The sequence below is a fragment of the Effusibacillus lacus genome (assembly GCF_002335525.1).
GTDB classification, from domain to species: Bacteria; Bacillota; Bacilli; order Tumebacillales; family Effusibacillaceae; genus Effusibacillus; species Effusibacillus lacus.
Genome location: NZ_BDUF01000064.1, coordinates 81046 through 93281, shown reverse-complemented (window position 1 = coordinate 93281; position 12236 = coordinate 81046). Strand labels below are relative to the sequence as shown.

Annotated in this window: 11 protein-coding genes and 1 rRNA gene; all 12 read left to right on the top strand. The window is 51.0% G+C overall.

Features of this window, described 5'->3' with window-relative positions; genetic code table 11:
* Positions 1–92 (top strand): 5S ribosomal RNA (gene rrf, locus EFBL_RS13160); the annotation flags it as partial.
* A gap of 184 nt (positions 93–276) precedes the next feature.
* The gene (locus tag EFBL_RS13155; protein ID WP_231705798.1) at positions 277–1152 is read left to right on the top strand and encodes a YitT family protein; all 876 of its coding nucleotides are present in this window, start codon (positions 277–279) and stop codon (positions 1150–1152) included.
* Positions 1153–1215: 63 nt separating this feature from the next.
* Entirely contained in the window at positions 1216–3219 is a 2004-nt protein-coding gene (gene tkt / locus EFBL_RS13150; protein WP_096182572.1) for a transketolase, read from the top strand.
* A gap of 89 nt (positions 3220–3308) precedes the next feature.
* On the top strand, positions 3309–3746 hold the full coding sequence (locus EFBL_RS13145) for a cupredoxin domain-containing protein (RefSeq protein ID WP_165912585.1): 438 nt from the start codon (positions 3309–3311) through the stop codon (positions 3744–3746).
* Between the two features lie 166 nt (positions 3747–3912).
* Positions 3913–4257 (top strand): c-type cytochrome, encoded by a 345-nt coding sequence (locus EFBL_RS13140; protein WP_096182570.1) that lies wholly within the window; start codon positions 3913–3915, stop codon positions 4255–4257.
* A 156-nt stretch (positions 4258–4413) separates the two neighbouring features.
* Positions 4414–5451, top strand: coding sequence for an N-acetyl-gamma-glutamyl-phosphate reductase (gene argC, locus EFBL_RS13135; RefSeq protein ID WP_096182569.1), 1038 nt, complete (start codon positions 4414–4416; stop codon positions 5449–5451).
* A 26-nt stretch (positions 5452–5477) separates the two neighbouring features.
* Complete coding sequence (gene argJ, locus EFBL_RS13130; RefSeq protein WP_096182568.1) at positions 5478–6713, top strand: bifunctional glutamate N-acetyltransferase/amino-acid acetyltransferase ArgJ; 1236 nt, start codon at positions 5478–5480, stop codon at positions 6711–6713.
* Positions 6676–7611, top strand: a complete 936-nt coding sequence (gene argB, locus EFBL_RS13125; protein ID WP_231705797.1) for an acetylglutamate kinase — start codon at positions 6676–6678, stop codon at positions 7609–7611. The genes argJ and argB overlap by 38 nt, the downstream gene beginning before the upstream one ends.
* Positions 7608–8819 carry an aspartate aminotransferase family protein gene (locus EFBL_RS13120; RefSeq protein ID WP_096182566.1) on the top strand — a complete coding sequence of 404 codons (1212 nt, stop codon included), beginning with the start codon at positions 7608–7610 and terminating at the stop codon, positions 8817–8819. The genes argB and EFBL_RS13120 overlap by 4 nt, the downstream gene beginning before the upstream one ends.
* Before the next feature lie 355 nt (positions 8820–9174).
* A complete protein-coding gene (locus EFBL_RS13115; RefSeq protein WP_096182565.1) occupies positions 9175–9582 on the top strand; it encodes a GNAT family N-acetyltransferase in 408 nt (135 codons plus the stop codon).
* An 86-nt stretch (positions 9583–9668) separates the two neighbouring features.
* A complete protein-coding gene (locus EFBL_RS13110; RefSeq protein WP_096182564.1) occupies positions 9669–11342 on the top strand; it encodes a thiamine pyrophosphate-binding protein in 1674 nt (557 codons plus the stop codon).
* Between the two features lie 339 nt (positions 11343–11681).
* Positions 11682–12005 carry a winged helix-turn-helix domain-containing protein gene (locus tag EFBL_RS13105; RefSeq protein ID WP_165912586.1) on the top strand — a complete coding sequence of 108 codons (324 nt, stop codon included), beginning with the start codon at positions 11682–11684 and terminating at the stop codon, positions 12003–12005.
* Positions 12006–12236: the final 231 nt, after the last annotated feature.

Sequence of the window (12236 nt, the reverse complement as noted above, 5' to 3'; positions counted from 1 at the left end):
CACACCCGTTCCCATCCCGAACACGGAAGTTAAGCTCTCCAGCGCCGATGGTACTTGGGCACGAGCCCCGGGAGAGTAGGTCGTCGCTAGGCAACTGTAATGCCTTGGCAAACAAGCCAAGGCGTTTTTTGTTATTCGCGTGCCTTGCTTGGCAAATACTTCCCTTCCATAAGGATGAGTGGTATACTTCGGTGAGGAAAAACTGGCATACTCAGACACCGTTTTCCGTACATACTAAGGTCAACCCCTACTACCAGACAACCGGGAGGATCTGTCGTGAAACGCAGTCGAACCCGCGTACCGCCGACAATCTCATGGGCACGTGACTTCCTGTACATCACAATAGGCGCCTTTTTCATCGCAGTATCGGTCAACTGGGTATTCGTTCCCAACCAGATTGTAACAGGCGGTTTAACGGGAATCGGGATTCTGCTTGAGTATGCTTTTGGTCTGCCGATTTCAATCACTACACTGGCATTGAACATTCCTCTGTATTTTGCCGGATGGAAAATGCTCGGGGGACAGGCTTTCGGCCTCAAGACCTTGTACGGATTTGTCATTTTGGCCGCCTTTATTGCAGTCACCGGATTTCTTCGGCTGTCTCCCTTAACGGATGAAGCCTTGTTGGCTTCCATCTACGGTGGGGTGCTGCTGGGAGGCGGTCTGGGTGTGGTTTTTCGTGGACGGGGAACCACAGGAGGCACCGATTTGCTGGCAAGACTAGTTGAGAAACTGTCGGGATTATCCCCGGGAATTCTCTTGTTGCTGATTGACGGGATTATCATCGCATCTGCTGCCGTCATGTTCAGCGTGGAACGGATTTTGTACGCATTGGTAAGCTTGTTTGTCACCGGCAAAACGATTGACTTCATTCAGGAAGGAATCGGGCGATCCAAAGTGGCTTATGTTATCTCTGATCAGAACAACCGGATTCAGAAAGAGATTCTTCATACGTTGGATCGGGGGGTAACAAAAATTAAAGCGGTTGGAGGCTATACAGGAGAAGATCGGAATATTCTTCTCTGTGTCGTCAGCCAGTCGGAAGTTTCCAATTTGAAGGATCTTGTTCGAGTAATAGATCCGGGTGCATTTGTCATTGTGTCCGATGCGCATGAAGTGTTGGGACAGGGATTTCGATTGCCGTCCGTATGAACCACCGCTAACAGGATTTTTTGCGGGCGGTGTTTTTCTAATTTCTTTATGGAGGTAACCATCATGACGACCCATTCATTGGAACAGCTTGCGATCAATACCATTCGCACCCTCTCCATAGACGGTGTGGACAAAGCCAATTCGGGCCATCCCGGCATGCCTATGGGAGCAGCACCGATGGCTTATGTGTTGTGGACCCGGTTTATGAAGCACAACCCCAAGAATCCATCATGGTTTAATCGTGATCGTTTTGTCCTGTCGGCCGGACATGGATCCATGCTTCTCTACAGCCTGCTGCATTTGTGCGGATACGACGTAACCATGGACGATCTGAAAAATTTCCGCCAATGGGGAAGCCGTACTCCCGGGCACCCCGAATTCGGACATACTCCGGGTGTGGAAGCAACGACCGGCCCACTTGGACAAGGCATTTCAATGGCAGTCGGAATGGCCATGGCAGAACGACACATGGCTGCTACCTACAATCGCCCCGGGCATGAGTTGATTGCCCATTATACATATGTAATATGCGGAGACGGTGACCTGATGGAAGGTGTTGCCTCTGAAGCCGCCTCACTGGCTGGACATCTGAAGCTGGGCCGCTTGATTGTCCTCTATGATTCCAATGACATCTCGCTGGACGGGGAGTTAAACCTTTCCTTCAGTGAAGATGTATCGAAGCGCTTTGAGGCATATGGCTGGCAGGTATTGCGGGTGGAAGACGGAAACGATACGCAGGCTATTGAACAGGCAATTGCGAAAGCCCAAGAGCATACAGATCAGCCGACATTGATAGAAGTCAAAACGACCATCGGTTTCGGCAGTCCAAACCGTGCAGGAAGCGCGGAAGCTCACGGCAAACCGCTGGGCAGCGAGGAAGCCAAACGGACCAAAGAAAACTACCAGTGGCCGCATGAGCCGTTTCATGTTCCGGAAGATGTCCGCCAACATTTTGCCAAAGTTGCAGAAGCCGGGGAAAAGGCGGAGGCGGAGTGGCAGCAAGGATTCGACCGCTACAAGCGGGAGTTCCCGGAGTTGGCGAAGCAGTTTGAATTGGCCGTGGAGGGCAAACTTCCCGCTGATTGGGATGCCAAACTGCCGAAATACACTGTGGACAAGGGCAAGATCGCAACACGAAACGCTTCCGGAGACGTACTGAACGCCATCGCGGGAACAGTACCCTATTTCCTTGGAGGTTCCGCTGATCTGGCATCTTCCAATATGACATTGCTGAAAGGTGATTCCAACTTTAACGCAGGGGATTACAGTGGCCGGAACATGTGGTTTGGCGTTCGTGAACACGCAATGGGCGCTGTCCTGAACGGTATGATGCTGCACGGAGGGCTCAAGGTGTACGGGGGAACGTTCTTCGTGTTCTCCGATTACCTGCGTCCTGCCATGCGGCTGTCTGCTCTGATGAAGGTTCCCGTAATCTACGTCATGACTCATGACAGCATTGCGGTTGGGGAAGACGGACCGACCCACCAACCGATTGAACATCTCGCCGCCATGCGCGTAATCCCCGGCATGACCGTAATTCGGCCGGCCGATGCCAACGAAACAGTCGGCGCTTATCGTTATGCGGTAGCAGACAGCAAAGGTCCGGTGACGATTGTTCTCTCCCGTCAAGGACTGCCGGTTTTGGAGGGTACCCAGGATCACATCGGGGAAAAAGTGGCCCGTGGCGCATATGTAATCTCAGACTCGACCGATGCACCCCAGGCGATTCTGATCGCAACCGGTTCGGAAGTAAGCCTTGCCCTGAAAGCACAGCAAGAACTGACTGCCAGGGGGGTATCCGCCAGGGTGGTCAGCATGCCAAGTTGGGAGCTGTTTGACAAACAACCGCAAGCCTACAAGGATGAAGTGCTGCCGCCCCATGTGAAGGCCCGCGTCGCCATTGAAATGGGGCATCCCATGGGATGGGAACGTTATGTAGGGGATCAGGGCAAAGTCCTGGGAATCAGCCAGTTTGGCGCTTCTGCTCCTGGGGACAAAGTGATCGAGGAATATGGTTTTACAGTTCAGAATGTGGTATCTCTTGTTGAACAAACACTCGAAAAATAGCGAGAAATCAAGGATCGTTCACAGAACTGTCACTCACTCCTTTTTGGAATGGTGGTAAGATAAGAGTCAGGAAAAGGAGGATGGAACAGATGAAAAAAATTGCAACTTTAACAGGTATCGCTGTTGTTTCACTTGGAATCCTTGCGGGATGCGGTGGCGATAAGCCTGCAAACAACTCTGCTCCTTCGAACAGTCAGACTTCCAGTCAATCCTCCACTTCTTCCAACACTGCTGCAACAGGCAGCGTGAAAGAGGTTAAAGTGGAAGGAACCAACTATAAAATTGAAGTGCAGCCGGTAGAGATCAAGGCCGGCGACAAGGTCAAACTGACCTTTGCCACCAAAGAAGGCATGCATGGCTATTCCATCAAGAACACCAGTGTGAAGGCTGACCAAGTGGGCCCCGGAATGAGCAAAACGGTGGAGTGGACACCTGACAAACCGGGTGAATATGAAGTCTTCTGCAACACGATCTGCGGTCCGACCGACAAGCACACTGCAATGACCGCCAAAATTGTTGTTAAATAAACGCAATAAAATCATAAAAAAACCCCTTGATAAAAATTCGAGGGGTTTTTTGCTTGGAGTATGTTTAAACACGGTGAACAATTTTTGAACTCCATAGATTAATTCAAACGCTCTATGATACACTCAACTTACTCAAATCACTAATAGTGCCAAAGGAGAGGAACCAATGAACAAAACCAAATGGTTGATTGCGGCTGCATTGGGTATTGCTTTGATTGCGACCGGATGCTCCTCGGGAGGGGATACCAAAGGTGGCAATACAGGTACGGCGACCCCCCCTGCTGCATCGGATATCCCCGCAGCTTACACCAAAAACTGTGCTTCTTGCCATGGAAAAGGATTAGAAGGGACAGGTTCGTTTCCAAAATTGACGAATGTAGGCGGCAAGCTGTCTCAAGACCAGATCAAGACCAAGATTCAACAAGGTGGCAATGGAATGCCGGCCTTTGAAAAGATGCTCTCCGCTGACGAAATCAACTCTCTGTCCAGCTGGCTGGCAGCAAAGAAATAAGCTTGCTACATACGCCATTTGTTCTTCCATAAAGGGAGGGCGGGTGGCGTTTTCTGTTGTGAATTGTATTGAAATAATATACATACTTATGTATAATCATTCATATCGTTTGAGGAGATCAATCGTTCATTCCAGCATTATGTAGGGGGAAGAAACATGATTCGTGCAGCCGTCGTGGGAGCGTCTGGTTATACGGGAGTCGAGCTGCTGCGCTTGCTGCATCGCCACCCGGAAGTTGATATCGTCTGCCTGACGGGAGATTCGTCGGCCGGAAAGAGGATTCAGGATATCTACCCTCACTTGCAGGGGATTTACAACCAGCCGGTGGAGAACACCGATCCGGATTTAATCGCTGAGAGGGCCGATTTTGTATTTATTGCGCTGCCAAGTGGTCACACGGGAAGCATTGTCCCGAACCTGCTAAAAAAAGGGCTGCGTGTAATCGATCTTGGTGGAGATTTGCGGTTGCCGGGAGATATGTACAGTAAATGGTATAAGAAAACTCCGGTTCCGGAACCGATCCAGAAGCAGGCGGTTTACGGGCTTTCCGAGTGGTATCGGACGGAGATTGAAAAGGCACAATTGATTGCCAATCCGGGATGTTATCCGACTGCAACTCTGCTTGCCCTCTTGCCTCTGGTGGAAGCGGGAGCCATCGAACCGGATTCGATCATTGTGGATGCCAAATCAGGCGTCTCAGGAGCCGGTCGGGCGGCTGCGCTCGGGTCTGTTTTTTCCGAGGTAAACGAGAATTTCAAGGCTTATAAGGTCAACCACCACCAGCATACTCCGGAGATCGAGCAACAGTTGTCCAAGGCGGCGGGCAAAAAGGTGGTTATGACCTTTACGCCGCACCTGGTTCCCATGACCAGAGGAATCCTGGCAACCTGTTATGCCAGGGTCTCAGCAGGGTGGACCCAGTCCCGGTTGTTTGATTTGTATCACAGCACATATGAAGGGAAACCATTCGTCCGTATCCGTCCGGTGGGCAACTATCCCCAAACAAAGGAAGTCACGGGTTCCAACCGCTGCGACATCGGATTGTCTTTGGATGATCGCACGGGACGCCTTACCGTCTTGTCTGTCATTGACAATCTGGTGAAAGGAGCATCCGGCCAGGCGGTGCAGAATCTGAACATCATGGCGGGGTTTGAGGAAACGGCCGGGTTGGATGAAGTGCCTCTGTATCCGTAAATTTATGCACCGAAGGCGGGAAATATATGCAAAAGGTAAACAGCAAGATACAGGTTCTGGACAACGGGGGAGTGACAACCCCAGCCGGGTTCAAGGCAGCCGCTGTTTCGGCCGGAATCAAGAACGGGAGAAAAGAAAAGAAAGACGTAGCCATCCTCTACTCGGAGATCCCGGCAGTGGCTGCGGGTGTTTACACAACAAACGCCGTGCAAGCGGCACCCATACTGGTTACCAAACAATCTCTGGAACAGTCGGGCCTCTTGCAGGCTGTCGTCGTGAACTCGGGTAATGCCAATGCATGTACCGGACAACAGGGTCTGCTGGACGCCCAAGCCATGCAGGAACTGACAGCCAAAGCTCTTGGCATTGATCCGAATCAGATCGGGGTTGCTTCAACAGGTGTGATTGGGGTTTTGTTGCCCATGACCCGAATCGGGGCAGGGATTGAGGAAGCTGCCAACCGTCTCAGCCCGGACGGCGGGGCCGATTTTGCGGAAGCCATCATGACCACGGATCTGGTAAAAAAGGAGATTGCCGTAAGTGCAGAAATTGACGGGAAAACGGTAACCATTGCCGGCGCGGCCAAAGGTTCAGGCATGATTCATCCGAATATGGCCACGATGCTCGGGTTCATCACAACGGATGCCAAGGTTGAACAAGCAGCTTTGCAAGCGGCGTTAAAACAGGTGACCAACAAAACATTCAACCGGATTACGGTAGACGGCGACACAAGCACGAATGACATGGTGCTGCTGCTTGCCAACGGAATGGCGGGGAATGACCTGTTGACCCCCTCGCATCAGGACTGGCCCATTTTTCTCGATGCGCTTGAATATGTTGCCCTTCATTTGGCAAAAGCCATTGCCCGGGATGGAGAAGGGGCCACTCGCCTGATCGTGGCGCAGGTAACGGGTGCACAGACGGAGAAAGATGCGGAACAGGCGGCCAAAACCATTGTTGGATCAAGCTTGGTCAAGACAGCCGTATTCGGTGCGGATGCCAACTGGGGACGCCTGATGATGGCCATCGGACGCTCCGGCGCCTATGTAGATCCGAACAAGGTCGACATCTGGATTGGAGATGTTCAGGTGGCTGCGGAAGGGATGGGACTCTCTTATGACGAAGCGGCTGCAACCCGGGAACTGGAGAAGGACCCGGTCATCTTCAAGGTAAATCTCAATGTTGGCAGCTGCAGTGCAACTGCTTACGGTTGTGACCTGACTTATGAATACGTCAAAATCAACGGGAGTTATCGAACCTGATGAAGGATTGGATGTGTGCGGAGTGTTGGGTGAAAACACAATGACGGAGTGGACAGCGAAGGCGTCGGTGCTGATTGAAGCCCTGCCCTATATCAAACGGTTCGCCGGAAAAACGATGGTCATCAAGTATGGAGGTTCCGCCATGGGCGGGCCTTTTGAACAGGTGATTCTGGATATCATATGGCTGAAACAGGCTGGAATCCGTCCGGTTGTGGTTCACGGCGGGGGAAAAGAGATTTCCGCCATGTTGAATCGCCTGCAAATCGAATCCAAGTTTGTGGATGGACTCCGGGTCACGGATTCCGAGACCATGAACGTGGTAGAGATGGTGTTGGGGGGCAGCGTAAACAAGAGAATAGCAGCCACATTCCATAAACATGGGGTTCCCGCCGTAGGTTTGACAGGTGTTGACGGGGGCCTCTTGCGGGTAAAACAGAAACGTGCCGAACTGGGCCTTGTGGGAGAAGTGGTGGAGGTTTCCCATTCTCTCCTTGACCAAATGCTAAACGCTAGTGTGGTTCCGATCATTGCCCCGATAGGGGTCGATGACAACGGAGTTCGTTACAACGTGAATGCCGATTCGGCGGCAGGAGCCATTGCAGGGGCCCTGCAAGCGGAAAAATTGGTCTTGCTGACTGACGTACCAGGCATTATGTGCGAGACGCAGGATGGCAAGCAAGTCCTCAATCAGATTACCCCAGCCGGAATTCAACAATTGATGGAAGAGGGCCAAATTACAGGCGGCATGGTGCCGAAAGTCGAAGCATGCCTGCAGGCGCTTGCGGCGGGAGCCAAGCATGTTCACATTCTGAACGGGGAGGAGCCGCACGCACTTCTGCTTGAAGTCTTTACCGATCAGGGGATTGGCACGATGGTAATCGGAGGGGAGTCCGCATGAGCAAGTTGAATGACAATGGGACAAATGGTGTGGCGAATCATGTAATGCAAACGTATGGCCGGTGGCCGGTCGCAATGGTTAAGGGAGAAGGGGTCTGGCTTTACGATGACAAGGGGAAACAATACCTTGATTTCACAGCGGGCATTGCAGTTACTGGACTCGGTCACGCCCACCCGAAAATTGCCGAAGTCATTGCCCGACAGGCATCGACCTTGCTGCACTGCTCGAACCTGTTCCACATTCCGAGCCAGATGGAATTGGCCGGAAAGTTGGTGGAGTTGTCCTGCTGTGACCAGGTGTTTTTCTGCAACTCCGGTGCGGAAGCAATTGAAGGCTCCATCAAGATGGCGCGCCGGTATGCCCACAAGAATTACGGTCCGGAAAAACATGAGATCATCACTTTCGAACATTCCTTTCACGGCAGAACACTGGGTGCCTTGACCGCTACCTGCCAGCAGAAATACCAGGAAGGTTTCGCCCCGCTGGTTCCGGGTTTCCATTACGCACAGTCGGGCGATCTGGAGTCGGTGAAGTCATTCCTGTCACCGGAAAAGACCTGTGCCGTCTTGTTGGAGCCGGTGCAAGGAGAAGGCGGAGTCAGGCCCTTTGACAAGCAGTTTCTGATGAATCTGCGAAAGCTGTGCGATGAAAACGGGGTTCTGTTGATATTTGATGAAGTGCAGACCGGTGTGGGCAGAACGGGGACTTTTTTTGCCTATGAGCAGCTTGGGGTGGAACCGGACATTATCGCTCTGGCGAAAGGCTTGGCAAACGGAGTCCCCATCGGGGCAGTGCTGGCCAAGCAGCATGTGGCGGATGTGATGGTACCGGGCACCCACGCCAGTACCTTTGGCGGCAATCCGCTTGCAACCGCAGCAGGAGTTGCGACGGTCGAGATTCTGCTTCAGGAGGGTATCCTGGCACATGTCCGTGAAATGGGTGCGTACCTGGTGGATAAGCTGCAAACACTGGTTGGCAAATATTTTGTTGCACAGGAAGTGCGTGGCATGGGACTGTTGGTCGGGTTGTCCCTGGACCGCCCGGCAGGAGACGTGATCAAAGCCTGCCTGGAGAAAGGATTGCTGCTGACCGTGGCAGGCGGCAATGCGGTGCGGTTCACGCCGCCGCTGATCGTGGAGAAAGAGCATATCGATCAGGCCGTAAGTATTGTGGAGCAAACGCTTGTGGAACTTTATCAACCTGTGTAAGGCAAGGGTCGGGGTTTTCCCGAACCCCTGCCCACTTTTTTCTGCGCCGCCTCTGGCGGCTTTTTTGCACTTGTAGGCCCTGGGACTCGAGTGATAAGTAGGTATCATCCATTTGTTATTCAAAATTGTGGATGAGAGATAAGTGTATAGTACTGTTCATGCTTTGTTATAGAGAATTGTGGATGAAGATGAGTATAGAGTGTTCCACATCCACACGGTTGTATAACAAATGGCTTGGATAGACACGTATGTACCACTCTCTGCTCCGACAAGGACCCCAAATAGAAATAAAAAATATGGTCCGGAACTATTCATTTACTGTTGGTATTTAAGCAGGGATGAGGAGGTAATTGCTGTGACCCTTACTTTCCGCACGAATATTCCAAATAAAGATGAGTATTTTCAATTGTTCCAATCAACGGGTTGGAATCCGAATGGTACCTGGACGAAAGACATTCTTTACGAAGCGGTAAAAAACAGCTGGTACATCGTTACTGTTTATAAAGATGACAAGCTCGTGGCTTCAGGTCGTATCATCTCCGATGGCTTTGTACAATGTTTTATTTGTGAAATGATGGTTCTTCCTGAGTATCAAAATCAAGGTCTAGGCAAGAGTATCATGATAAACCTTATCAACCACTGTAAGTCAAAGGGGATACGATGGATTCAACTGGCATGCGCTACTGGTAAGAAGGGATTTTATGAAAAAATCGAATTCCAGGAGAGACCTGCTGACGCCCCAGGTATGAATTTGTTTCTTTAGAGGTTCGAAAGACCCTCGCTCGGCATAAACTTCCGACCTCCAACGCACGTTAAGTAAGTAAAGATCAAGCAAAGGAGTCGGGAGCAATGGCGCAAGATTCATTGGTGACACCGTGGCGGAATCAAACGGTGGCCGAATTGATATTGGAGCAGCTGCATATATGGGGAGTCAGAAGGATTTACGGGGTTGTCGGGGATGGAATCTTGGGTCTGATGGATGCCATCGCCAAGCAGGATCGGATCCAATTTATCGCGGTGAAGCACGAGTCGGTGGCGGCCATGATGGCCTCAGCGGAAGCCAAACTGACAGGAAATCTCGGAGTTTGTACGGCAACCATGGGTCCAGGCATAACCAACCTGCTGAACGGACTTGGCGATGCACATCTGGACAAGGCTCCGGTACTGGCCATAACCGGACAAGCGCCCACCAACAATATCGGCACCGACTACAAACAGTACATAAACCAGCAGGAACTGATAAAGCCCTTTGCCGCATTCAGCACACTGTTGACCCATCCGGACGCCACCGTGAAAGTTCTGGTCAAGGCCATGCATACCTCCCTGATCCAGGGGGCTGTGACCCATATCTCTGTCCCCAAAGACGTCTTCAACATGATGGCCTCATCCAAAGTCAGACGCAAGCCAAAACTTGTAAAAGGAATCACCAAGTTTGACAAGTCGGAACTGCAGGATGCCCTGAACATCCTCTGGGCCGCCCAGAAGCCGATGATCCTTGCGGGGATCGGAGCAAGGGAAGCGGCTCCGTCTTTGGAAAAATTGGCCGAAGCTCTGGGTGCCGGCATTCTGCTGAGTCTGGGAGCCAAGGGGATGATCCCGGAAACCTCTCCGCATGTGCTGGGGGGAATTGGGCAAGGAGGGAATCCTTACGCGGCGGACCTGTTCAAACAATCGGACGTGGTGCTCCTTGTCGGAGATACATGGTGGCCGGAAGGATACGTTCCAAAGGATGCGCGAATCGTTCAAATCGACTATATGCAGCAAGAAATCGGCCGGGGCGATATTCCGGTGGAACTTGGCATCGTAGGGGAATCCCAGACGGTGGTACCCTTGTTGGCGGAAGCCCTTCAGGGACGCAAGGTCAATCAGGAATGGCTTCAACAATGCAGGGATGTCAAAACCAGGTGGGAAAAGCAGAATCAAGAGGAAGGACAGACAGGAGGCACGCCGATTCATCCTTCCACTGTGTGCCGGGTGATTGAACAATGTGTGGCTCCCGACGCGATCGTCACCATTGATACAGGGGATGTGACCGTTTGGATGAACCGGAACTTCCGGCCTCAGAATCAACGAATGCTGTTTTCAGGCGACTGGCGGACGATGGGGTACGGTTGGCCCGCGGCACTGGCTGCCAAACTGGCCGAACCGCACAAACAAGTGGTAGCCTGTGTCGGGGATGGCGGCATTGAGATGGTCATGGCGGACCTGTTGACAGCGGTGCGTTATGAATTGCCCATTACGCTGATCGTATTCAACAATGGAAGCCTTCAGATGGAAGCTGACAAAATGCAGGCGGGTGGCTATCTGCCCGAGGGTGTGCAATTGACCAACCCTGACTTTGTCAAGTTGGCAGAAGCATGCGGATGGGAAGGCCACCAGGTCGACACCAAAGACAAACTGGAAACCACGCTGCGACAGGCATTAAAATCAAACAAGCCGGTTCTTATTGACGTTAAGACAGCCGCCGTTATGCATCCTGAAACCAAATCCTTGACGACGAACAATGAAAAGGTGAAAGTGTAAAACGGAAAAGCTTGTGCCATCCGTTAGTAGTGAAACCCATATCTCCCCTCTCCTTTTTGGGCCTTCGTGAGAAGGTCCTTTTTTTCTGCAAGCACTCAAATATTCCATTTTGCAAAAAAATATGAAAATCGTTTGAAAAAATTAAAATTTATTGTAGTATTAGAATCTGCTACGTGCATCCCGGTGTTGCTTCTGAGTTCGGATCAATCTTCACCCGATGCAATCATGGCCCGACAACAGGCGACCCTGGAGTTGTCAGAACCTTTAGTTGAGGTGCTTGAAAAAATTCAACTAACAAAGGACAGCAATTTGAGTTCTAAATTTGGGGATTCAGTGACTTTGGCGGAAAATGTTGTTTTTGAGATTGCCCAATGCTGCATTGTTCGAAACGGTCAGGTGTACTTGTTAACCAGGAGAGAGTTCCAAATTCTAAGTGTACTTCTTCAAAATGCGGGCATGCTCCTTTCCGGTCAGGAACTGTTGGAGATGGTTTGGGAAAACCAACAGGATGTCAGCTTGGGGAACCTGTATACCTTTATCGGGAAACTGCGCAAGAAACTTGAGGACGACCCGGAAAATCCGCAAATCCTGATAACCGAACGCAAAAAGAACAAAACAGGATTTTTGCTTAGAATGATTATTAAAAAGAATGAACCTCAATAAAAATTGATTGGTAACCTCAACGTTTATTAAGAGTAAGAATTTGAAAATGGTTGTAAGATGGTGGTGAGCAAGACGGCTGGTTGCTCATTATCAAGTGAACCGTTGAAGAAATTGAGGAAGAAAAACGGTTCAGATTGAATCTGAAAGGAGGATGATTTAGGCAAACAACTAATTTAACGGTTGTACAACCGATCCTATGAGAACCAAAATTTTCGTTAGGAAATATGTGAA

What these genes read in the sequence shown, in the direction of transcription:
- tkt (WP_096182572.1), top strand. Translation starts at nt 1,216, where the DNA reads ATGACGACCCATTCATTGGAACAGCTTGCGATCAATACCATTCGCACC.
- EFBL_RS13145 (WP_165912585.1), top strand. Translation starts at nt 3,309, where the DNA reads ATGAAAAAAATTGCAACTTTAACAGGTATCGCTGTTGTTTCACTTGGA.
- EFBL_RS13140 (WP_096182570.1), top strand. Translation starts at nt 3,913, where the DNA reads ATGAACAAAACCAAATGGTTGATTGCGGCTGCATTGGGTATTGCTTTG.
- argC (WP_096182569.1), top strand. Translation starts at nt 4,414, where the DNA reads ATGATTCGTGCAGCCGTCGTGGGAGCGTCTGGTTATACGGGAGTCGAG.
- argJ (WP_096182568.1), top strand. Translation starts at nt 5,478, where the DNA reads ATGCAAAAGGTAAACAGCAAGATACAGGTTCTGGACAACGGGGGAGTG.
- argB (WP_231705797.1), top strand. Translation starts at nt 6,676, where the DNA reads ATGAATACGTCAAAATCAACGGGAGTTATCGAACCTGATGAAGGATTG.
- EFBL_RS13120 (WP_096182566.1), top strand. Translation starts at nt 7,608, where the DNA reads ATGAGCAAGTTGAATGACAATGGGACAAATGGTGTGGCGAATCATGTA.
- EFBL_RS13110 (WP_096182564.1), top strand. Translation starts at nt 9,669, where the DNA reads ATGGCGCAAGATTCATTGGTGACACCGTGGCGGAATCAAACGGTGGCC.